The sequence below is a fragment of the Saprospira grandis str. Lewin genome (assembly GCF_000250635.1).
Classification (GTDB): domain Bacteria; phylum Bacteroidota; class Bacteroidia; order Chitinophagales; family Saprospiraceae; genus Saprospira; species Saprospira grandis.
Map to the genome: position 1 here is coordinate 639,625 of NC_016940.1, position 21,262 is coordinate 660,886.

A 21,262-nucleotide genomic window follows, 5' to 3' on the forward strand; every position below is an offset into this window, starting at 1 on the left:
ATGTACGATAATGTAAAAGCTGGCTTTGAAGCCGAAATTCAAGACATTAAAGATGCTGGCCTTTGGAAAAGCGAGCGGATTATTGATAGTGTGCAAGCTGCCCAAATTCATACCCAAGAAGCTGGCGATGTGCTCAACTTCTGCGCCAATAACTACCTTGGCCTTTCCTCGCATCCCGCACTCATTCAGGCGGCTAAAGATGCTATCGACCAACGTGGTTATGGCCTTTCTTCGGTCCGTTTTATTTGTGGCACCCAAGATATTCACCGCGAATTGGAGCAAAAAATTGCCGAATTTCTAGGTACTGAAGATAGTATCCTCTATGCAGCCGCTTTTGATGCCAATGGGGGCGTTTTTGAACCCCTTTTGGGCAAGGAAGACGCCATTATTTCCGATCAACTCAACCATGCCTCTATTATTGACGGCATTCGCCTTTGTAAGGCCCAGCGCTTCCGCTACCTGCACAATAATATGGAGGAGCTAGAAAAGCAGTTGCAGGCCGCCGCCAATTGCCGCCGCAAACTGATCGTTACCGATGGCTCTTTCTCTATGGATGGCACCATTGCCCAACTAGACAAAATTTGCGATCTAGCCGATAAATACGGCGCTATGGTCATGATTGACGAATGCCATTCTACAGGGTTTTTGGGCAAAACTGGCCGTGGAACCCATGAGTACTGCAATGTTATGGGCCGTATAGACATCATTACGGGCACTTTGGGCAAGGCCCTAGGTGGCGCTTCTGGTGGATTTACCGCCGCTCGCAAAGAAATTGTGGACCTGCTGCGCCAGCGCTCTCGCCCCTACCTCTTTTCTAATACGGTGGCCCCTTCTATCGTTGGCGCTTCTATTAAGGCCCTCGATTTATTGATGGAATCTACGGAATTGAGAGACCGCCTAGAGGAAAACACCCGCTTTTTCCGTGAGGAAATGACCAAGGCTGGCTTCGATATCATTCCTGGCGACCACCCTATCGTCCCTATTATGCTTTATGATGCCGTTTTGGCCCAAAAAATGGCCAGCCAACTTCTAGAAGAAGGCATTTATGTGATCGGGTTTTTCTATCCTGTGGTGCCCAAAGGCAAGGCCCGCATTCGGGTGCAGTTGTCGGCGGGGCACAGCCAAGAGCAACTAGAAAAAGCCATTGCTGCCTTTACTAAAGTGGGCAAAGCCTTAGAGGTCATCTAATGGCAATTGGCTATAAGGAGAAAGGTCCAGAACTGCTGTTTTGGACCTTTTTCTTTTGGGGCCTGCCGCCTTCGGCGGCCGGGCTGTGCACTGGCTCGCTGTTCGCTCGGCCCATCGCTTTTTCGCTTCGCTCAAAAGCTCGGTCTGGCCTACGGCCAGCAGTTACCATCCCTAGGCCTGCGGGCCTTCGGCCCTGCAAAACCTAAATATTTGGTCCAATTGCGAAGGGCGCGCAGCGCCTCGGCTGAGGGATGGATAGCAGGGCCGCCGAAGGCGGCAGACCCAAGGCCTTTTTTGCGAAGCGAAAAGGCCTGCAGGGCCGAGCAGAGCTGCGAGCTGCGGCACAGCCCGACCCGCAGGCCCAGCGGGCCGAAGGGGCAGCCCCAAAACCTTCATTTTGTGCACCTACTGCATTTTTTTAGCTGCAGGGCGGCTAGGCTTAGACAATTCTGCTTGGGAGTTGGAGCAGCCAGTGCACAGCCTGCTCTTCTTGGCCAAACAATTTTACATTATGATTATTTGTGCTCACACTCATGACAAAATTGCCAATCATTCGAGAAAGGAAATTGGGGGTGACCAAAGCTGTGCCCAAGATATAAGGCGCATAAGTTTTCATTTGTTCACTTTTGAGAAAATCTCTTTCCGCCTTACCCATTTTTTGGCTACCGCTAAAGTCCGTGAGCATGCGCAACGCTTGTTTTCTTTCTATAGCGAGTTGCTTGATAAACTCAAAGTTAGCGATCATCAGATCAAGCTGTATGGCTTGAGGGTCGGTGGTTACGGTATGTATAACACCGTCTTTTCGGAGGTAATAAATGGTTGGGCCAACTTGGCCAAGTTCCTTCAAGTTCATAACTGCCTTATAATTGGTCTAGCCATTTAACGGCCTTGGGGACCGCCATAAATATTTTGATAGGGTATTTATTGGGCCCTTTTTTACTAATACCGACCATAAAGTTGCCAATAAGAGTGGATAATCGGCTATTGGTGAGTAGGGCCACGGCCTCTATATATTGCCCGTAATTATCATTGAGGTAACTACTTTTGATAAGGGCCTTGGCTTCTTTATCCAGCTTATTTGCCTGCGTAAAATTGATGAGGAGTTTGACGGGTTCCTTCTTTTCAGAAGCAATCTTTTTAATAAACTCAAAATTGGCGATAAACACCTCTTTAGTCACCACTGTGGGCTCAAAACTTTCGGTATAAATGATGCCATCGGGGCGTTGGAAGTAGTGCGTGGGGCCAGCTACTCCTATTTTTTCAGTTTGCATATTGTTGAGATTGGGGAAATACTTAGGGGAGACTTATTTTATTACTCTATAACGCTTTTAACCAGTCTAGAGCTGCAACTTCATTAGTAAAAACTTTTATTGGACGAGCCTGCTTTCTCAATCCAATAATAAAATTCCCTAACATCTTAGATAACTGATTAGGGGTCAACAAAGCTGAGCCTACAACATATTGATCATAAGACTTAGCCTCTTCGCTTCGCATATACTCTCGAGCACAACGGTTTAGACGTTGCATTTTAGAAGACTCTGCAAACACCTTAAGCGGACGACCTAAATCAAGCGATATTTTTTGCACCAATTCAAAGTTTTCTTGCATTACCTCCTTAGTTAAAGGCATACTATTCACAGTCTTAATATAAATAATGCCGTCAACACTCAAAAAAAACACACTGTTTTGAGTTTCTCCTAGTTTTTGCAGCTCATCCATAACTTCAGTTGATATTTATTAGGCTTTAAAGTTAATGTTTTTCAGGCAAGCCAAAAAGTTTTGTGACCTAAATTACAAAACGCAAACTGTCGCTAAAACCGTTTGCGTTTTGGGCTACTCTTCTAAAGAAAAAGCCGTTTTCTCAGATCCCAAGTTGTATAGCTAAAAAAACAGCTATAAAACAGCCTCTTGTCTCAAAATTGGCAAGATGGCCTGATAAGGCAACTCAAATTCTATCGTTCCCATAGAATAGGGCGCAATGTCATAAGGATTAAAACAAAAAGCAATGCCCGTTTTCCCCAAAGCAAAGTTCCTGGGCAATAAAAAACGCCCCGAAGGAAACTCATAAGCGGTCTCTCCCATCGGTTTGTCTGCCGGAATCTCCCGAGCCATCCGAAAATATCGCTCGGCTGTCTGCAATAGTTCTTGCTGATAGCCCTCTACAAAGATGTCTTCTAAGGCCAGCAATTTGGCCGTTTTCAAGTCAAAGTTGAAGTAACGGGTGTAGCTGTTCGGATGAGCGCCCCCTGTAAAGTTGGCCTCATGCAATTGCAAAGATAAAATCCGATTGCTGTTCAAAACAACCTTGATCTCTACCTCACAGGTCCAACGATTGGGCAAAACTAACTGCTTTTTCATCTCCTCCTTGGCCATCTCATACTCCCGGATAAAAGCATCCAATCGCTGCTGCAAATTATCATAAGCAATCTCCCCCGCATCATTGAGCAACATGATTTCATAAATCACCGCATTGATGCTGTCTTTCACTTCCGCAGCCTTAAAATCCGTAATCTTCGGATAACTCAAACGAATCTGCGTCACCTGCGCCTCCTCCCCAAAGGGCTCTACCTCCCTGGCCAAAATCACCTGCTCATAATCTGCCGTATCTCCCGAAACCTGCAACTGAAAACCCGGCCCAGCATCTCGCTCTACCGCCAAACTCGCCTTGCTGTCCACTACCGCCGCCGGCTGATCTGACTGACAAGCCACGAAAAAAAGGCAAAACAAGCAACAACTTCCTAATAAATATCGCATATATATGGTATTAAATGTATAATCTTCTTTTGGGGCCTCCTGCCTGCGGCAGGCGCTACGTTGCGGGGCTCGCAGGTCTGCTCGGCCCTTCAGCGCTGCGCGCTTCGGTCTGGCCTTCGGCCACCCGCTCCACATCGCTAGGCCTGCGGCCCTTCGGGCCTGCAAAACGCCAAAAATAAAGGCGCAGCAGCATCTAATTGCGATGTCCTACCCTAAAAAAAAACTTCTGGCCACTAAAGTTCCCTAAAAAAGAGCCCCGCAAAAATGCCTAAAAGTTGGCCAACAAAGGCAATTTTCGTTCAACTTCTTTATCTTTGCGCCTACCCTAATCGGAATTAGGGCCAAAAATTAGAACAAAAGAGAATGAAAACCAAAAAGATAGGAAAGGATAAGGTCAATGTGATCACCATGGGTTGCTCCAAAAATATGGTCGACTCTGAAATCCTTATGCACCAACTCCGCGTCAACGATTTTGAGGTCAGCCACGATAGCGAAGAGGATGATTCAGATATTATTATTATCAATACTTGCGGCTTTATCGATAGAGCCAAAGAAGAATCTATCAATGCTATCCTCGCCTATGCCGACGAAAAAGCAGAGGGCAATATCGAAAAGCTATACGTAACGGGCTGCCTCTCCGAACGCTATAAAGAGGATCTCCAAAAAGAAATCCCCGAAGTAGACGCCTTTTTTGGTACCCTAGAACTCCCCGCCCTACTCGAAAAACTAGAGGCTGATTATCGCCAAGATTTATTAGGCGAACGCATGCTCATGACTCCCCCGCATTATGCCTATGTCAAAATCTCAGAAGGCTGTAACCGTAGCTGCTCTTTTTGTGCTATCCCCCTTATGCGTGGCAAACACATTTCTAAACCTATCGAAGATTTGGTCCAAGAGGTAAAAGGCTTGGTCAAAAATGGCGTGAAGGAAATTATGCTGATCGCCCAAGAACTTACCTACTATGGCCTCGATATTTATAAGGAACGCCGCCTAGCTCAACTCCTACAGGCCCTCAATGATATTGACGGCCTAGAATGGATCCGCCTACACTATGCCTATCCCTCTAAGTTCCCCAGCGATGTTTTTGACGCTATCCGAGAATTACCCAAAGTCTGTAATTATCTGGATATGCCCCTGCAACATATCAATACAGAGGTGCTCAAAAGAATGCGCCGCCAAATCGATCGCCAAGGAACCAAAGAGGTCATTGAAGAAGCCCGCCGCCGAGTGCCCGGCATTGCCGTACGCACCACTTTCCTCGTCGGCTTCCCTGGCGAAACCGAAGAAGAGTTTGAAGACCTACTCGCCTTTATCGAAGAAATGCGCTTCGAAAGAGTAGGCGTTTTCCAATACTCTCATGAAGAAAATACCCTGGCCCACCAACTAGAAGACAACATTAGCCCTGAGGTAAAAACCGAACGCGCCAACCGCCTCATGCAGGCCCAACAAGCCATTTCCTTTGAACTGAACCAAGAAAAAATTGGCCAAAAACTCAAAGTATTGGTAGACCGCATAGAAGGTGGCTACTTTGTAGCCCGTAGCGAGTTCGACTCTCCCGAAGTAGATAATGAGGTCCTTATCGAAATGCAAGAAAATGACTACCTTCGCCTTGGAGACTTTGCCTGGGTAGAAATTACCGATGCTACCGAATACGACCTCTTCGCAAAGATTCTTCCTAAAGAAAAATAAAATAAGCCTTCCCCCAAGCGATTGTTTAGGGGAAGGCTTCTCCTTTTTGCATCCTATAGATGCACCACAGATCATCCAAAACCATCGGCCTGACCGAAGAAAAATGAATTGCCTATGAGTTGGTTTAAAAGAGACAATAAAGGTATTACTACCTCTACCCGAGAAAAGAAAGAAGCCCCAGAAGGTATTTGGCACCAATGCGGAAAATGCCAACACCGGGTTACCGTAAAAGACCTTAGAGAAAATCTCTATGTTTGCCCTAGCTGTAATCATCATGAACGCCTAGGCTCTGGCGACTACTTCGAACTCTTCTTTGATGATGGAAAATACAAGGAGTTGTTTGATAATATCGCCGCCGTAGATTCTATCAACTTTGTAGACCTTAAACCCTACACCGAACGGCTAGAGGCTGCCCGCAAAAAAACAGGCCTAGTCGATGCCCTTAGCGTAGCCAAGGGAAAGGTCCAAAAAAATGACCTCGTTATTGCCGCTATGGATTTCTCTTTTATTGGAGGTTCTATGGGCGCTGTAACTGGCGAAAAAATTGCCAAGGCGATTGATTACTGTATCAAACACCGCTGCGCTTTCATGATTATCTCTAAGTCTGGTGGCGCCCGCATGATGGAATCAGCCTTCTCTCTCATGCAAATGGCCAAAGTATCTGCTAAGCTTACTCAGTTGGCCGATGCCCGCTTGCCTTACCTTTCTTTTATGACCGACCCCACTACTGGAGGTGTTACGGCTTCTTTTGCTATGTTGGGCGACTTTAATTTCTCAGAACCCGGCGCCCTGATTGGCTTTGCCGGCCCCCGTATCGTTAAAGAAACGATTAAGGTAAAGGAATTGCCCGAAGGCTTCCAAAGAGCAGAGTCTCTTCTCCATAATGGCTTCCTCGATTTTATTGTGGAACGCAAAGATCTTAAAGATAAGGTGGGCGATATCCTTACCCTCTTTAAAAAAATCTAATCGCCTAGCGAAAAGATGATGTAAAGCCGCATACTCTCTCTTAGAGTATGCGGCTTTTCTATTTGGCCCTATTTGCAGCGGACAGGCGGCGAAGCCGCCGCAGGCCTAGCGATGTGCAGCAGTGGCCGAAGGCCAGACCGAGCAGGCTTTGCCTGCGAAGGGCCGAGCGAACAGCGAGCTGCGAAACGTAGCGCCGAGGAGCGAAGCGAGGCGGAGGCCCCAAAACAACTTAAAAACAAACCGCCTATTTTGGCCAATGAGGACGTTCTCGGTGCTGCAAACGAAGGTCGAGTTCTGGACCAAAACGACTTTGCAAAAACTGCTGTAAGCGCTCGGCAGAATAGACCGAGCGATGTTGGCCGCCCGTGCAACCGAAATGAACTCCTAAGTCGGAATGTCCACGATCCAAATACTTTTGTATGGCCCGCTCAATAATGGGGAAAATCTGTGCTAAGAACTGCTCGATTTCGCCATCTTCTACCAAAAAGAGTTTGACCTCCTCATCTAGGCCCGTTTTCTTTTTGTAGGGAGCATAGCGGCCCGGATTATGGATAAATCGGCAATCGAAGATAAAGCCCGCCCCATGTCCGCCCGTGGGGTCCTCGGGCAAGCCTCTTTTATAGGAAAAAGAGGAAATATGCAGACGGAGCGCCTGTTCTTTGGGCTTGGGCAGCTGCTCTTTTGGCTGCCGAATGAGGGCCTTGAGCAAGCGATTGAGCTCGGGCAAAGGCAACAAATCTTGCTCGAGCAACCAGCGAATATTTTCGAGTGCAAAGGGAATACTGGCCAAAAAATGCCCCTTCTTTTGGTAATGCCCCTTAAAGCCATAAGCGCCCAACACCTGCAAACTGCGCAAGAGCACAAAGCCCAAATAGTAGCGCTCAAACTCTTGGCGGTCCCAATGCGGCTCTCGCGCTTTGAGCGCCTGAAAATAGGCCTGCAGCAAACGCTGACGGTCTTTATTCGAGAGCTGCGCCTTGGCCTGAAAAAGCAAGGACACCAAATCGTATTGCAAAGGACCACGGCGGCCGCCCTGATAATCGATGAAGTAAGGCCGCTCATTTTTGATCATGATATTCCTAGCCTGAAAATCTCGAAACATGAAATAGTTGGCGGGAGCTTGGGCCAGAAAATCGACCAAGTGCTCAAAATCCTGCTCTAGGGCTTCGGCATCAAAGGGAATTTTGGCGGGAAGCAAGTACCAATACTTAAATGATTGGCAATCCCATTGCATAGATTGCTTGTCAAAGTCGGCCTTGGGATAGGCCAAGCTATAATCTATTTTCTTATGGCCCTCTAGCTGCATATCGAGCAAGGCAATCAGGGCATTTTTATAGTAATTGTAAAAGCGATCGGGAAAATGTCCCTCTCCATTTTTGCGGGCCTCTTCTAGGCTTTGAAGTAAGGTATTGGGGCCCAGATCCTCTATTAAGTAGCAGTTTTGCGGCAAGGATTGGCCCAGTAGTTTGGGCACTGGCAAGGCCAAATCCAGAAAACTTTGGGTAAAAGAGACAAAAGCTAAGTTCTCTTCTTCTGCGGGGTTCTCTACCCCTAAGGCTTGGCCATTGGGCGAAGAAAGACGATAGTATTTTCGGTCGGAGCCAGAAAGAGGCAGCGCTTGAACGCCCTGGGCCGCCTCGCCAAAATGCTCCTGATAAAGCTCGAGTATAGTTTGATTCATAGTAGATATTGTTCTGCGACAAAACTACTAAAAAAACTAGTTTTTTGGAGCTATCGCCCCCTGTTCTACTAACCAAGCCATGGCATCTGCTTCACGGCTAAATATCTTGTTGGGGTAAGTGGGTCGATTAAAGCTAATAAATATATTTGCGATCATTGCTGTTAAAGCACTTCCTACAAGAATTGCAGCAGCGGCTACATCCCCATGTTCTGCCAGATATTTTCTTACGGCTGTGCTAGAAGACTTTAATTGGCGACTATCGGATAGGTAGTAGATATTCTTTCCAAAGTGTTGATGTACCGTTTGAATATGCTCTTTTATATCTTCTACTTCTGTAACATAAGGAACAACAACCGTTGACTTAATCATATTATCTGACAATTGTATAACCTCTGCTAAGTTTGTTTTGACCCTTTTCATATATTTTATTCTTTAGGCGCATTAGCCCCCTGACTAACCAACCAGGCTATAGCTTTTGTCTCATCCTTAAAGACTTTAGTGGGGTATAAGGGCCGGCTAAAACTAACAAACATATTGGCCAGCATAGCTGTTGTTCCATTTTTAACTAGAACCGCTATTGCTTTAATCTCTTTTTGATTGGCTAAATATTGACGGACCTCTAAGGTGGTAGAAATAAGACTACGAGGATCTGAGAGATAATAATGATCTATTCCAAAATGTTCTTCTATCTCCTCTACATGCCTCTGTACAAGCTTAATATCCGTTGCTTTTTTCAATACTGTTGTAACCTTAATAAGGTTATCAGATAGTTGCTCGGCTTTGCCTAAAGGAGTGGTTGTCGTCTTCATCTATTTTTATTTTTTTGGGGCCTCTGCCCCTTGCTCTACCAACCAAGCAATCGCATCTGCTTCCTCTTTAAAAAGTTTTGTTGGGTATAATGGCTTTCCAAAGCTAATAAATAAATTGGCCAACATAGCCGCTGTTCCACTTTTTATGAGTACAGCTACAGCTTGAGCTTTAACGTTTTTGGCCAAATACTTACGCACGGCTACAGTAGTGTACTGTACATCCCGCGTATCGGAAAGATAGTAAATGTCTGTTCCAAAATGCTCTTCAATCAACCCTATATGCTGCCGAACAAGCTCTACATCATTCCCTTTCTTTACTAAGGTAGTCACCTTTATAAGGTTATCAGATAGTTGCTCGGCTTTGCCTAAAGGAGTAGTTGTCGTCTTCATCTATTTTTATTTTTTTGGGGCCTCGGCCCCTTGCTCTACCAACCAAGCAATCGCATCTGCTTCCTCTTTAAAAAGTTTTGTTGGATAGGGAGGCCTACTAAAAGATATAAATAGGTTGCTAAACATAATTGTTGTACTATTTATAGCTAATATAGCTGCTGCTTTTGCCCTGCTGTGCTTAGCCAAATATTTTCGAACTTCTAAGTTCGCATGCTTTACAAGACGTGTATCGGATAGATAATATAAACCCTCTCCATATTCAGCTCTTAATAACCGAATATGTTCTTTCACAACTTCTAAATCATTTACTTTATCTAGTAGAGTAACTGACTTAACTAGGTTATCCGACAATTGGTAAGCTTCTCCTAATGGAGTAATTACTTTTTTCATCTCTGCATATTTTTTGGGGCCTCTGCCCCTTGCTCTACCAACCAAGCTATGGCCTTTTTTTCATCCCGAAAAATTCGAGTAGGGTAAAGGGGCTTACTGAAACTCATGTACATATTGCCTACCATTTTGGATAAACCTCCTCCCACAATAATTGCCGCTGCCGCTGCTCCAGAATGATTCCGCATATACTCTCGGGCTTCTCTAGAGGCCGACTTTAGCAGGCGAATGTCCGTAATATAATATTTTTTTAGCCCAAATGTCTCATGACAAAGCCGAATATGCTCTCGCACTAGCGCTATGTCATTGGCTTTTGTTCTATAATAGACCTCTTTCATCAAATTTGGACTCAAGGCCCATACTCTCGCTAAATCTGTGTTTACCTCCTTTTTCATAAATCTAGGCGCTTGTTGGTACTAATACAAAGACAAATGGATACTCCCGAAAGTTCAAGTATTTCCCTAGAAAGACAAAGCCATAACCCTACTCAGAATACAAGATTCCCCCTTGTTCTTCCAACCACTTTAATGCCGCCGATTCTTTCTGAAAGGCTTTGGCTACATAGGGGGGGCGACTGATATTTATAAATAGATTACTCACCATCTTCGATAGACCACTATTCACCAATACGGCCACAGCGGTAACTGTAGAGTGCTCCTTCATATACTCTCTAACCTCTCTGCTAATAGACTTCAATTTGCGAATGTCACTCAGGCAATACCCCCCTACTCCAAAGATCTCCTGCCCCTTCTGAACATGATTCTTGACCATATCAACATCCTTTACCTCGGGTACTAAATAAACCTCCTTGGCGATATTTGGCCCTAATTGAAGTAGATAGCCTACTTCTGTATCTATTTTTTTTGTCATAGCTATTAGTTATTAAAAATCTGTTTGCTTTTAGAAGCGCCTACTAAGATGCTATTTTTTTTAGAAAAACATCTATTTATCTGACAAAAAAAGCCCCTTTTCTAGGGGCTTTTATACTCTAGCGATAGGCCTGTATCTTGGCCTGAAGTTCAGGAATTACCGCAGGATCATCTATTGTCGAGGGCATTTTGTAGGGCCGCTGATCTACTAAATCACGTAGCAAGCGACGCAAGGTCTTACCCGATCGAGTTTTGGGCAAACGCTCTACGGGCAAAATCTCTTTCAAGGAAGCGACCGCCCCAATCTTTGCCCGCACCAACTGAACCAACTCTTTCTCCAAAACCGATTCCGCTCTCCCCTCTTGGCCCTGCCAAACGACAAAAGCCATCGGCAATTGCCCCTTGAGCTCACATGCCCGTCCAATGACCGCCACTTCAGCTACCGCAGGATGAGCCGCCAATACTTCTTCCATCTCTGCCGTAGACAAACGATGACCCGCCACATTGATCACATCATCTACCCGCCCCGTAATGAAGTAGTAGCCCTCTTCATCTATATAAGCGCCATCTCCAGTACTGTAGTAGCCTTCAAACTGACTAAAATAACTCTTCTTAAACCGTTCTGAGTTCTCCCACAACCCCATCAAACAACCCGGAGGCAATGGCGTCCGAATACTCAATAATCCCTCGGCGTTCGCTGGCAATACCTGCCCTTCCTCATCCAATATATCAAAGGCAAAGCCACAAACTGGCCTGCCCGCAGAGCCCGCCTTAATGGGCAAGAGCTCATGCCCCGCCATATTGGCCAACATCGGCCAGCCCGACTCGGTCTGCCACCAATGATCTATAACAGGCTTCTGCAATTGTCCCTGCAACCACTCCAATGTAGCCGCATCACATCGCTCTCCTGCCAAAAACTGAAACCGCAAGGAAGATAAGTCATGCTTCTTGATCCACGCCCCCTCAGGATCCTCTTTGCGGATCGCCCGTATGGCCGTGGGCGCAGTAAACATCACCGATACTTTGTATTCTTCTATGACCCGCCAAAAAGTACGCGCATCTGGCGTCCGAATCGGCTTGCCCTCAAATAATACGGTCGTATTCCGATGCAATAATGGCCCATATACAATATAACTGTGCCCCACTACCCAGCCAATGTCACTAGCCGCCCAAAATACTTCCCTAGGCTTCAATCCATAAACATGCTGCATGCTAAAGTGCAAGACGGTCGCATAGCCCCCCGTGTCCCGAACAACCCCCTTGGGCGTTCCTGTCGTCCCCGAGGTGTACAGAATGTAAGAAGGATGTGTAGACTTCAGCATCACCGGCTCTACAGGCTCCGCCTTGAGCAATTCCTCAAAATCAACATCATAATCCCGCTCCGGATGCTCTACCCCCAACCGTCTGTTATATAATACCACCTTCTCGGGCGGAAATTCCGCCTCCTCTAAGGCCGCATCTACCAATACTTTATAAGGAATGATTTTCTCTATCTCTATTCCCGCAGAAGCCGTAATCAATACCTTGGGCTTGCAGTCGTCTATCCGTATCGCTAACTCATGGGCCGCAAATCCACCAAATACTACCGAATGCGTGACCCCCAAACGCGCACAGGCCAACATGGCCACCACTGCCTGAGGGATCATGGGCATATATATGACCGCCCGATCTCCTGGCTCTAAACCCAATTCTCGCAATCCACCAGCAAAAGCCGCTACCAAATCCCGCAATTCATTATAACTATACTTTGCCTTGCTCTGACTCACCGGCGAATCATAAATTAAGGCCGTATCCTCCCCATATCCATCCGCAATATGCTTGTCCAAACAAAGCTCCGATAAATTCAACTCCCCATCTCCAAACCATTGCGGGTAATCCCCACTTTCATCCAATATCTTTTCCGGAAACTTATGCCAAGCGAGTCGCTGCGCTTGCGCTTTCCAAAATTCTTGCGGCTGCTCTATACTCCAATTATAAAGCGATTCATAGGTCTTCTCTGGCATAATCTAGGCTTTTTTCAGTTGTGTATCTAAATATCTATATAATAGTACTCAATTTTACTCAAGTCTGCAAAATTATTAGGTAATTTAGATCACATCTAAAACATTATTGGCCCATCCGCCCCCTTTTCCATAGAATAAAATAGGCTATACGCTTTTTCTTTTTTTGGGGCCTGCCGCCAAAGGCGGCCGGGCTGTTTCGCAGCTCGCTGTTCGCTCGGCCCTTCGGCGCTTTCAGCGCCTCGGTCTGGCCTAACGGCCACTGCTGCCCATCCCTAGGCCTGCGGCGGCTTCGCCGCCTGTAGGATGGATGTATATCCCAGTGGGTTGAAACCCACAGCAACAAAGTAGGCCAGACTAAGCGCAATAAAAATGAGCCGAAGGTGGAAACCATCGGCCCATAACTAGCGGAACTAATTTCCTGCGTCTAGAGGGAGCGAAGCGACTGGCCTAGCGATGGTAGGCAGTGCGGCAAAGCCGCAGACCAAGCAAAAACTTGTTTTTTGCGCAGGGCCGAGCGAACAGCGAGCTGCCGAACGTAGCGCCCGCCGTAGGCGGGAGGCCCCAAAATTTTAAATGAAATAAATTAGCTCTCCAGTAAAAAACAGTTACGCTATTTAGTAGGGCGCTTACCTAGCCTAAACAAATAACTAATCATTTCGATAGTTTTATCAAAACTATCCGTATTCAGATTTGAGGTATGCATCACACTTCCGTTCGTTATAATCAATATTCCAACAACCTCTCCTTTATTTTTCAACACATGTGTTTCATGGCCTAAATCAGTATTACTTCCATCATCTTGATGATAGTAAAATATACACTGAGATCCAATATCTAAAAAAAAAGAATCATGTTTCGTAATAGGATATGCTGACTCACTTAACAACCCATTTGAAGTATACGAAATGGTATTTATCGAATCACCATCCATATAAGATCTCCTTATACTTATTCCATCTATATATACTCTATGAGACATTAAGTCCCATTTAATATTTCGCTCTTGATCAAAATCCTTCCACAGTGGATTGAAAATAGTATCTGTTAAATATTCTGGAAAATTGAACAGCAAAGAATCATTATTATCTTTACAAGAACGCTTTTTAAAATGGTATCTTTTTAAATCAGAAACAATTACATCTTTACCCGTAGTGCACGAAATAAAAAAAACAAAAAACAGCACGATAAATCTCATAACATTACTTTCGATTATCCAAATACTCTTGTGACAAATAACTTGTGACAGGAATGTCTTCTTTTTTAAAGCCCCTCTTTCTTAGAAGTTTATAACTATCAGGGTTTTTAGTCTTATAATCGTAGTGATTTTTAGCTTTAACTTCTAAAAATCTAATCTGGCTAATTCCTACTACATATTTCTTTTTTCCAAAAGATTCGTTTGTTTCTATAGCAGTGGATGGCATATCTGCCATTTCTCCGTATTTTGGTCGTATCTTTTCTCCCATTTCTCCTCTTATTATGTTTTCTATGTGTAGAGCTTCATATTCTCGTATAATCTTATGCTTCCTAGTATAGGAGTCATACAGTGCAGCCCGCCCTGCAGCTAGAGGCGAATCAAAAAATAATTGATCACCTCCGTCCTTCATACTTTCTGCCTCCAATCCTTGATCAGCCCTCCAAACATGTGCTAGTTCATGCGCAATTCTTTGTGTTTTTTCGTAACCTATATCATCAATTTTAGAACTAGGATTTAGATAGATAGTCGTAGCCACACCTTTCTCCGAATAATTATTGTCTTGCACCTCCACCATATTCTGCCCTTGAGGATTAGCATTGAAGTCCTTTATTGTGTGAACATGCTTAGATTTTTTCAAATCCTTCCAAATTTTTCTAAAAGTTTTAGATTTTCGTTTTAATTTTCTCACCCCTGCTTTTAGACTTTTCACGCCCTTTTTACCTAAAGATTTTTTATCCCATTTAATTTTATCCCCTCTTGGGTCACTATACATTATTGGATTACCATCCATCATGTTATAAGGCGATTGATGAGGCTGAAAAACTGGATCGTTTGACCACCAACGGCCTATTCTAGCATCCATTTCTCTAAAGAAGGTTGTATTGTGCCCCTCACTAATTTCAGGTGATTTTTCCACCCCATTAAACCCAAAACGATACTCCTCCCCACTCACAAACTTGCGCCCAGGCATTTCCCAACCAAATGGGTAGTACAGACTAGCCGAAGAAACCTGCGCCAAATAATAATCTGCCTGCCCAGTTTGGCTGCTGTCTTGGCCCAAAGATTTATCACTGACCGTAGCCAGTACGTTGCCTAAGTGGTTGGAGAGCTCGTAGCGGCGGCGGCCCAGCTCTAGTTGCTGGTAGCTGCTTTGCGCCAAAGTGGTTTTGGCTAATGTTCTAATAGACCAATTAGCCGTGCCCGACTCATCCCGATACCTTAAAGCTAAGGCTTTTTTCAAGATCCCCAAACGGGCCGAACCATATAAATGCAGCTCATCCAAATACAAACTATCTTTGTCATCGACCAGCGCAATATTTTCTTCATTGTACTGATAAACCGCTCATATGCAAAATGCCAATAACCGCCTAGGGACAAGCCCCTAGGCTAGCTTTTTTAGACAGCCCTCTGCGAGGGCCTTTGGATATGGCCCTTCTCTGCAATCACAACAGAGCAAAGCCGTAAATCATAATTTGAGGCCCTTTAGGGCTGACTCCATGGGATTAGCCTAGGGGCTTGTCCCTAGGCGATGAACAGCAGGCGGCAAAGCCGCCATGGCCGAAGGCCAAACGGCCTAGCGATGTGCAGGGGTGGCCGAAGGCCAGACCCAGCGGGCGCAGCCCGCGCAGGGCCGAGCGAGCAGCGAGCCCCGAAACGTAGCGCCCGCCGAAGGCGGGAGGCCCCTATAGCAAAACAATGATATTCAATTCTACTACGCAAGCCTACATTCTAGTGAAGAATATTGGTTTTATCCTTTTTTAAAAGATACGCTGCAATAGCATTCAAATTTAATGTTATTGAATCTCCTCCCAAATCCCTTACTTTTGAATCTAAGTGAACATTATTATTCATACATTTTTCTAGCTCTATAGCTAAAACTTTATTCTCAGGAAATTTTTTTATATAAAATTCAAAATCCACATGTCTTAATCTCGGAATATGACAGTAAGAGCAATAAACTAAAAACTGCTGTTTTCCTTCTTCCTCTAGTTCTAATACCTGATCTTCCTTTTTGAGGTTAATGCATTTCATGCATAAAACACCTAAATTTATTATAAAAAACAACCTAATTAAACCCTTTAGTTTTAGCTTTGGAATTCTGATACTTTCCATACCGTTTAAGAAAATCTTTAGCCCGTTCCTTTGTTCCTTCATGTTTATACACTTTTTTAGGATATTCTGTTAAAACACCATTTACAATCCATAAGTCTCTTTTTGCTTTAGAATCGATAGATAAATCTCCGTTAACATGACTCCCCATTAACCCTTTCCCGTCAAGAGTATGAGGTTCATTATATCCAAATTCGAGTCCTAGATTGTGTCCCAGTTCGTGTAGAAAAACTTCTTTAAGTCTTCCTCTATCAATATCTGCTTCTAATAACATAATATCTGAGTACATTTTAGCTCTTCCTTGAGTTATTCCCCCATCTTTATCTCCTGTTATATCATCTACGATAATTGCTATATTTTCTCCATCTTTAATTTCCGATATAGAGTTAACAGACCTAACATTAACAGACACGTTAATATCTATAGGTACTTTATCGTCTGTAAGTCTATTTTTAATCCCATCTTGTGTAGTATACCTATAATTAACCCTCTCGTTCAGTTTTGTGCTAAAGACTTTTTTATCGTTCATGGAACTTAAATTTATGCTACCAGACTGATATTCATAATCTCCCTTCCTACTTAAATTAACAACAGCAACATTAACTTCAACGTCTACAATACGCCTTATCACTGTTCCTTTAGCATTTTTTACATCTCTTATTGTCACTACAATATCTTTTCCGTCAGGATCAACATAAATTATAGGGTTGTTCCCTATGCCATTATAGGGACTCATTCCAGGGTACTTCGATTGTAAAGGATCCACAGACCACCATCGGCCAATTCTCCCATCATAATTTCTTGCGCCAAAGTCAAGGTTTCCATCTGCAATCTCAGGATTTCCTTCCTTCCCATTAAACCCAAAACGATACCCCTCCCCACTCACAAACTTACGCCCAGGCATTTCCCAACCAAATGGGTAGTATAGGCTTGCAGAAAAAACCTGCGCCAGATAATAATCTGCCTGTCCAGTTTGGCTGCTGTCTTGGCCCAAAGATTTATCACTGACCGTAGCCAGAACGTTGCCTAGGTGGTTGGACAGCTCGTAGCGGCGGCGGCCCAGCTCTAGTTGCTGATAGCTGCTTTGCGCCAAAGCCGTTTTGGCTAATGTTCTAATAGACCAATTAGCCGTGCCCGACTCATCCCGATACCTTAAAGCTAAGGCTTTTTTCAAGATTCCCAAACAGGCCGAGCCATATAAATGTAGCTCCTCCAGATAAAGACTATCTCTATCCCCAACTACAGCTATATCCGCTTCATTAAATTGATAAACTGCCAGCACATTCCCCTGAGGGTCACGGACATAATACTGCCCCTCTGACCGAATATCTACAGGACCATCTACATACAATTTCTTTTTGGCCAAGCGGTTGCCCATGGGGTCATACTCATATTGCAAGATCGAGGGGCCCGGCTTACCCGCCTCAAAATGAACCTCTTGAACCTTACCTTCTACGTTCCAAACTATCTCCTCAATCTGCTCCGAGCTATCTCGAACCAAATTGCCGATTTCATCATATTCATAGTTTTCTGAGGATGTTTTTGGGGCCTGCCGCCTACGGCGGCCGGGCCCTTGCAGGGCTCGCAGGTCTGCTCGGCCCTGCGCCAGCAAGCTGGCTGGGTCTGCCGCTGCGCGGCACCCTTGCAGGCCCCTAGGCCGAATGGAAGTTCTGCGCTTCGGCCATCCTTTGATAAAAATTTTAGGCTAGTCAAGGCATTTTTTAAAGGCATAGCCGTAGCTATGGCTGAGAAAAATAACGCAGAATAGCAAGAAATTAAAGCAAAGGATAGAAGTGGCAGGGCTTTCATTTGGCCTTTGCCTGCGGCGGCTTCGCCGCCTGCTAGCTGTGGCTGCAGGTTAAAACCAGCAGCCAATTTATAAACGGCACAACAAGAGATCCTAGCAATCCAGCTGGCTTGAGGCTATGCCTCGAAAGCATAAGCCATAAAATGGAGGCGATTCAGGATGGGCACACTCCACTTTCATTACTATAGCAAGCTAATTATTTGTGTCTGCCCTTCACAGACAATATTTAAATGAGCTCGTTTAGTATTTAGTCCCTTAGAAGCCATATATGATTTTAAGTAAGTTTCAACTCTTTTTTGGATATCTAGCGAAAAATTGCATGGCTTCATTTTATAAATATAAAAATCCAAGATCTCTACTTCTCCCTCCTTCCATTGGTTAATATGAACCAATGAGGCTTTCATGAATTTTTCGAAGAATCTAGTTAATTGACTATCCACAGAGTAAGTGCCGTTCTGTATTACGGTTCCACTATGGTCGTAAATTTCCCAGCTACCATCCTTAATACCATTTTTATACGTTCCTCTACTAGAAACACTCCCATCCTCATAAAAGCAAACTACCTTTCCCGTCACAAGCCCTTTGCTATCCTTGTATTTTAACAAGAACTTGTCATAGTATGTTAATTCACAGCTAACCTCTTTCACCTTAAAACAAGAAATAACAATTAAAGCCAATAGAGGAATCAATAAATATTTAACGTTTGTTGTCATATTGTTTTATACCCATTTTAATTGCATCAATATCTCTTTGCTCATCACCATTTCCATCAGTTTGGCCACTTTCATCCTTCTTAATCTGGTTATCATTTGACCCTCTCAATAACGTTTTAGTAGTGTATCCATATGCTCGCCCCCAGTAGCCATAAGATATATTCCCATAGTCATCATACCTTGTCAGTCTTCCATTCAACATTGACCATTCTCCAATTACAATCGCAGCGTACGAAGGAATTTTATCTAAGTTAGATCTGCTTGTACTCTTCAAGTCAAAGGGCGCATTATCAGTCACTAAATTCGCAAAGTTCCAGTCTCCTCTAACTGTAAATATCATTTCAGCAAGTAAATTTTGAGTATGACGCACATCATATTTATCACCTTCTGCCCTGAATAAACTTTCATAGTCAAGTACTAAACTATTAAATTCTACACTCATATCCAGAAGGTCTTCTTGATAAACTTGTCCTCCAACGGGAGCTGCAAAGCGTCCAGTTACTTCCTGTCTCTGAGCCCTTAATGGATGATTTTTTCGGAAAGAATTTCCTGTAATCCCTGCCAACCGACCAGCCTCTTTATCTTTCTTATTACCTATAGAATATTTCAAAGGCTCAGCAGTCTTAAATGGATTATCCGAATCATAATTCTTTGATTGATCATTCACTACATAGACTGGACTTTGCAAAATAGACATATTCATTTCCCTTCGTTCAATTAACTTTCCACTGATACTGCTGTATATACTTGTATCGCCTAAAGCATCAGACATAATGATCGGATTACCTTGAAAGGTGTTATAAGGACTAATAGACGTCACAGGCCTTGGATCCACATTCCACCTTCTAGCTATTCGGCTATCATACTCCCAATACAAAGCAGTAGTATGTCCCTCTGCAATATCAGGATCCTCCTCTTGCCCATTAAACCCAAAACGATACTCCTCCCCACTCACAAACTTGCGCCCAGGCATTTCCCAACCAAATGGGTAGTACAAACTTGCCGAAGAAACCTGCGCCAAATAATAATCTGCCTGCCCAGTTTGGCTGCTGTCTTGGCCCAAGGATTTATCGCTGACCGTAGCCAATACATTACCTAGGTGGTTGGACAGCTCGTAGCGGCGGCGGCCCAGCTCTAGTTGCTGGTAGCTGCTTTGCGCCAAAGCCGTTTTGGCTAATGTTCTAATAGACCAATTAGCCGTGCCCGACTCATCCCGATACCTTAAAGCTAAGGCTTTTTTCAAGATTCCCAAACGGGCAGAGCCATATAAATGCAGCTCGTCCAAATGCAAACTATCTTTGTCATCGACCAGCGCAATATTTTCTTCGTTGTACTGATAAACCGCCAGCACATTCCCCTGCGGGTCACGGACATAATACTGCCCCTCTGACCGAATATCTACAGGACCATCAACATACAATTTCTTCTTAGCCAAGCGGTTGCCCATGGGGTCGTACTCATATTGCAAGACCGAGGGACCCGGCTTGCCTGCCTCAAAATGAACCTCTTGCAGCTTGCCTTGTACGTTCCAGACTATCTCCTCAATCTGCTCCGAGCTATCTCGAACCAAATTGCCGATTTCGTCATATACATAGTTCTGTGAGGATGTTTTTGGGGCCTGCCGCCTGCGGCGGCCGGGCCCTTGCAGGGCTCGCAGGTCTGCTCGGCCCTGCGGGCTTCGCCCTTGGTCTGCCGCTGCGCGGCACCCTTGCAGGCCCCTAGGCCAAGTCGCTTCGCTCCTTTGCGGCGGCTTCGCCGCCTGTAGGATGGATATCTATACCTGTAGGTTGAAACCTACAGCAACAAAAAAGGCCATACTAAACGCAATAAAAATGAGCCGAAGGTTAAAACCATCGGCCCATAACTAGCAAAACTAATTTCCTGCGTCTAGAAGGAGCGAAGCGACTGGCCTAGCGATGGTAGGCAGTGCGGCAAAGCCGCAGACCAAGCAAAAACTTGTTTTTTGCGCAGGGCCGAGCGAGCAGCGAGCTGCCGAACGTAGCGCCGCAAGGCGAAGCCACAGCGGAGGCCCCAAAAACAACACTGATAAAGACATTAAATGTAAAAGCTAGAAAACAATCAGCGAGCTCTGTGATTTTTGTCTCGCAAAATTAGCCGAGTATAGACGTAAACTACGTATGGCGGATCCGCCTATCAATTTTTATTTTTAAAAAAATTATAAAATGGATACTTTTTCTTTCCTACACAACTACACTCTCCAGCTAAGGACATTACTTCTTTACTAAAAGATAAATTTTCATTATTTATTACTGGCAACAACCTTTCTAATGAAATATATTTATTAGTTTGACCATCCCTAAATAAAGCAGTATGACTAACTCCTATTCGTAGGTATGGGTTAATACTACTAAAATATTGAAGATTTTTCAATGAACTTAAGTCAAAGTTCTTATCATTTTCCAAATATAATATTGAATCAATTGTAAATTGGTAAAGGTAACAATTTCTTGACCACTCGAAACAATCACATTTACCCTTTGACACTTTACTTTGTATAGTAAATGTAATAACGTAGTTTGTCATTGCCTCTAGTAATATAGTTTTCTCTTTCTTGTTACCAGATTCTATTACATCCCATTCATTCTTACTACTTTTAGGATTTTGAATATTCGTAAACTTAGAACTACCTACCTGAGAATTACCAAAAACACTACATAAAACTACAATCAACATCATTAAAA

Annotated in this window: 22 protein-coding genes; 3 read left to right on the forward strand and 19 right to left on the reverse strand. The window is 44.3% G+C overall.

Translation table 11 applies throughout. From position 1 onward, the window contains the following. On the forward strand, positions 1-1,188 hold the full coding sequence (gene kbl / locus SGRA_RS02745) for a glycine C-acetyltransferase (RefSeq protein WP_014373622.1): 1,188 nt from the start codon (positions 1-3) through the stop codon (positions 1,186-1,188). A gap of 439 nt (positions 1,189-1,627) precedes the next feature. Here the strand turns inward: kbl and SGRA_RS02750 are convergent, their stop codons facing one another. The 4 genes from SGRA_RS02750 to SGRA_RS02765 form a co-directional block, all read right to left on the reverse strand. Further along, on the reverse strand, positions 1,628-2,041 hold the full coding sequence (locus SGRA_RS02750; protein ID WP_014373625.1) for a DUF7793 family protein: 414 nt from the start codon (positions 2,039-2,041) through the stop codon (positions 1,628-1,630). A gap of 7 nt (positions 2,042-2,048) precedes the next feature. After that, positions 2,049-2,459, reverse strand: a complete 411-nt coding sequence (locus SGRA_RS02755) for a DUF7793 family protein (RefSeq protein ID WP_014373626.1) — start codon at positions 2,457-2,459, stop codon at positions 2,049-2,051. A gap of 46 nt (positions 2,460-2,505) precedes the next feature. After that, entirely contained in the window at positions 2,506-2,907 is a 402-nt protein-coding gene (locus SGRA_RS02760; protein WP_014373627.1) for a DUF7793 family protein, read from the reverse strand. A 174-nt stretch (positions 2,908-3,081) separates the two neighbouring features. Further along, positions 3,082-3,942 (reverse strand): DUF3298 and DUF4163 domain-containing protein, encoded by an 861-nt coding sequence (locus SGRA_RS02765; protein WP_014373629.1) that lies wholly within the window; start codon positions 3,940-3,942, stop codon positions 3,082-3,084. 363 nt (positions 3,943-4,305) lie between these two features. On the opposite strand from SGRA_RS02765, the gene rimO reads away from it, so the two are divergent. Next, complete coding sequence (rimO, locus tag SGRA_RS02770) at positions 4,306-5,631, forward strand: 30S ribosomal protein S12 methylthiotransferase RimO (protein ID WP_014373630.1); 1,326 nt, start codon at positions 4,306-4,308, stop codon at positions 5,629-5,631. Positions 5,632-5,745: 114 nt separating this feature from the next. Beyond that, complete coding sequence (gene accD / locus SGRA_RS02775; protein ID WP_014373631.1) at positions 5,746-6,597, forward strand: acetyl-CoA carboxylase, carboxyltransferase subunit beta; 852 nt, start codon at positions 5,746-5,748, stop codon at positions 6,595-6,597. Between the two features lie 244 nt (positions 6,598-6,841). Here accD and SGRA_RS02780 read toward each other — a convergent pair whose 3' ends face one another. The 15 genes from SGRA_RS02780 to SGRA_RS02855 form a co-directional block, all read right to left on the reverse strand. Beyond that, entirely contained in the window at positions 6,842-8,278 is a 1,437-nt protein-coding gene (locus SGRA_RS02780; protein WP_014373632.1) for a RapZ C-terminal domain-containing protein, read from the reverse strand. A gap of 36 nt (positions 8,279-8,314) precedes the next feature. Then, complete coding sequence (locus SGRA_RS02785; protein ID WP_014373633.1) at positions 8,315-8,698, reverse strand: DUF7793 family protein; 384 nt, start codon at positions 8,696-8,698, stop codon at positions 8,315-8,317. 5 nt (positions 8,699-8,703) lie between these two features. Then, positions 8,704-9,087, reverse strand: coding sequence for a DUF7793 family protein (locus tag SGRA_RS02790; protein ID WP_014373634.1), 384 nt, complete (start codon positions 9,085-9,087; stop codon positions 8,704-8,706). Between the two features lie 6 nt (positions 9,088-9,093). After that, complete coding sequence (locus SGRA_RS02795; RefSeq protein WP_014373635.1) at positions 9,094-9,477, reverse strand: DUF7793 family protein; 384 nt, start codon at positions 9,475-9,477, stop codon at positions 9,094-9,096. 6 nt (positions 9,478-9,483) lie between these two features. Continuing rightward, entirely contained in the window at positions 9,484-9,867 is a 384-nt protein-coding gene (locus tag SGRA_RS02800; protein WP_014373636.1) for a DUF7793 family protein, read from the reverse strand. Then, positions 9,864-10,259 carry a DUF7793 family protein gene (locus SGRA_RS02805; protein WP_014373637.1) on the reverse strand — a complete coding sequence of 132 codons (396 nt, stop codon included), beginning with the start codon at positions 10,257-10,259 and terminating at the stop codon, positions 9,864-9,866. The genes SGRA_RS02800 and SGRA_RS02805 overlap by 4 nt, the downstream gene beginning before the upstream one ends. A gap of 88 nt (positions 10,260-10,347) precedes the next feature. After that, complete coding sequence (locus SGRA_RS02810) at positions 10,348-10,734, reverse strand: DUF7793 family protein (protein WP_014373638.1); 387 nt, start codon at positions 10,732-10,734, stop codon at positions 10,348-10,350. Positions 10,735-10,852: 118 nt separating this feature from the next. Continuing rightward, on the reverse strand, positions 10,853-12,736 hold the full coding sequence (locus SGRA_RS02815) for an acetate--CoA ligase (protein ID WP_014373639.1): 1,884 nt from the start codon (positions 12,734-12,736) through the stop codon (positions 10,853-10,855). A 610-nt stretch (positions 12,737-13,346) separates the two neighbouring features. Continuing rightward, on the reverse strand, positions 13,347-13,931 hold the full coding sequence (locus tag SGRA_RS02820; protein ID WP_014373640.1) for a hypothetical protein: 585 nt from the start codon (positions 13,929-13,931) through the stop codon (positions 13,347-13,349). Between the two features lie 4 nt (positions 13,932-13,935). Further along, positions 13,936-15,213 carry an RHS repeat-associated core domain-containing protein gene (locus tag SGRA_RS21140; protein ID WP_014373641.1) on the reverse strand — a complete coding sequence of 426 codons (1,278 nt, stop codon included), beginning with the start codon at positions 15,211-15,213 and terminating at the stop codon, positions 13,936-13,938. Positions 15,214-15,659: 446 nt separating this feature from the next. Then, entirely contained in the window at positions 15,660-16,043 is a 384-nt protein-coding gene (locus SGRA_RS02830; RefSeq protein ID WP_041329457.1) for a hypothetical protein, read from the reverse strand. Further along, positions 15,997-17,541 carry an RHS repeat domain-containing protein gene (locus SGRA_RS21150; protein ID WP_014373643.1) on the reverse strand — a complete coding sequence of 515 codons (1,545 nt, stop codon included), beginning with the start codon at positions 17,539-17,541 and terminating at the stop codon, positions 15,997-15,999. The genes SGRA_RS02830 and SGRA_RS21150 overlap by 47 nt, the downstream gene beginning before the upstream one ends. 488 nt (positions 17,542-18,029) lie before the next feature. Beyond that, positions 18,030-18,560 carry a toxin-antitoxin system YwqK family antitoxin gene (locus SGRA_RS02845; protein WP_014373645.1) on the reverse strand — a complete coding sequence of 177 codons (531 nt, stop codon included), beginning with the start codon at positions 18,558-18,560 and terminating at the stop codon, positions 18,030-18,032. Continuing rightward, positions 18,544-20,130: a polymorphic toxin type 44 domain-containing protein gene (locus tag SGRA_RS21160; RefSeq protein WP_014373646.1), complete on the reverse strand. Its 1,587-nt coding sequence runs from the start codon at positions 20,128-20,130 to the stop codon at positions 18,544-18,546. Before SGRA_RS21160 ends, SGRA_RS02845 begins: the two co-directional genes overlap by 17 nt. A 584-nt stretch (positions 20,131-20,714) precedes the next feature. Beyond that, complete coding sequence (locus SGRA_RS02855) at positions 20,715-21,257, reverse strand: hypothetical protein (RefSeq protein ID WP_148268252.1); 543 nt, start codon at positions 21,255-21,257, stop codon at positions 20,715-20,717. Positions 21,258-21,262: the final 5 nt, after the last annotated feature.

Coding starts and splice junctions, on each gene's coding strand:
- kbl (WP_014373622.1), top strand. CDS start 1: ATGTACGATAATGTAAAAGCTGGCTTTGAAGCCGAAATTCAAGACATT.
- SGRA_RS02750 (WP_014373625.1), bottom strand. CDS start 2,041: ATGAACTTGAAGGAACTTGGCCAAGTTGGCCCAACCATTTATTACCTC.
- SGRA_RS02755 (WP_014373626.1), bottom strand. CDS start 2,459: ATGCAAACTGAAAAAATAGGAGTAGCTGGCCCCACGCACTACTTCCAA.
- SGRA_RS02760 (WP_014373627.1), bottom strand. CDS start 2,907: ATGGATGAGCTGCAAAAACTAGGAGAAACTCAAAACAGTGTGTTTTTT.
- SGRA_RS02765 (WP_014373629.1), bottom strand. CDS start 3,942: ATGCGATATTTATTAGGAAGTTGTTGCTTGTTTTGCCTTTTTTTCGTG.
- rimO (WP_014373630.1), top strand. CDS start 4,306: ATGAAAACCAAAAAGATAGGAAAGGATAAGGTCAATGTGATCACCATG.
- accD (WP_014373631.1), top strand. CDS start 5,746: ATGAGTTGGTTTAAAAGAGACAATAAAGGTATTACTACCTCTACCCGA.
- SGRA_RS02780 (WP_014373632.1), bottom strand. CDS start 8,278: ATGAATCAAACTATACTCGAGCTTTATCAGGAGCATTTTGGCGAGGCG.
- SGRA_RS02785 (WP_014373633.1), bottom strand. CDS start 8,698: ATGAAAAGGGTCAAAACAAACTTAGCAGAGGTTATACAATTGTCAGAT.
- SGRA_RS02790 (WP_014373634.1), bottom strand. CDS start 9,087: ATGAAGACGACAACCACTCCTTTAGGCAAAGCCGAGCAACTATCTGAT.
- SGRA_RS02795 (WP_014373635.1), bottom strand. CDS start 9,477: ATGAAGACGACAACTACTCCTTTAGGCAAAGCCGAGCAACTATCTGAT.
- SGRA_RS02800 (WP_014373636.1), bottom strand. CDS start 9,867: ATGAAAAAAGTAATTACTCCATTAGGAGAAGCTTACCAATTGTCGGAT.
- SGRA_RS02805 (WP_014373637.1), bottom strand. CDS start 10,259: ATGAAAAAGGAGGTAAACACAGATTTAGCGAGAGTATGGGCCTTGAGT.
- SGRA_RS02810 (WP_014373638.1), bottom strand. CDS start 10,734: ATGACAAAAAAAATAGATACAGAAGTAGGCTATCTACTTCAATTAGGG.
- SGRA_RS02815 (WP_014373639.1), bottom strand. CDS start 12,736: ATGCCAGAGAAGACCTATGAATCGCTTTATAATTGGAGTATAGAGCAG.
- SGRA_RS02820 (WP_014373640.1), bottom strand. CDS start 13,931: ATGAGATTTATCGTGCTGTTTTTTGTTTTTTTTATTTCGTGCACTACG.
- SGRA_RS02830 (WP_041329457.1), bottom strand. CDS start 16,043: ATGGAAAGTATCAGAATTCCAAAGCTAAAACTAAAGGGTTTAATTAGG.
- SGRA_RS02845 (WP_014373645.1), bottom strand. CDS start 18,560: ATGACAACAAACGTTAAATATTTATTGATTCCTCTATTGGCTTTAATT.
- SGRA_RS02855 (WP_148268252.1), bottom strand. CDS start 21,257: ATGATGTTGATTGTAGTTTTATGTAGTGTTTTTGGTAATTCTCAGGTA.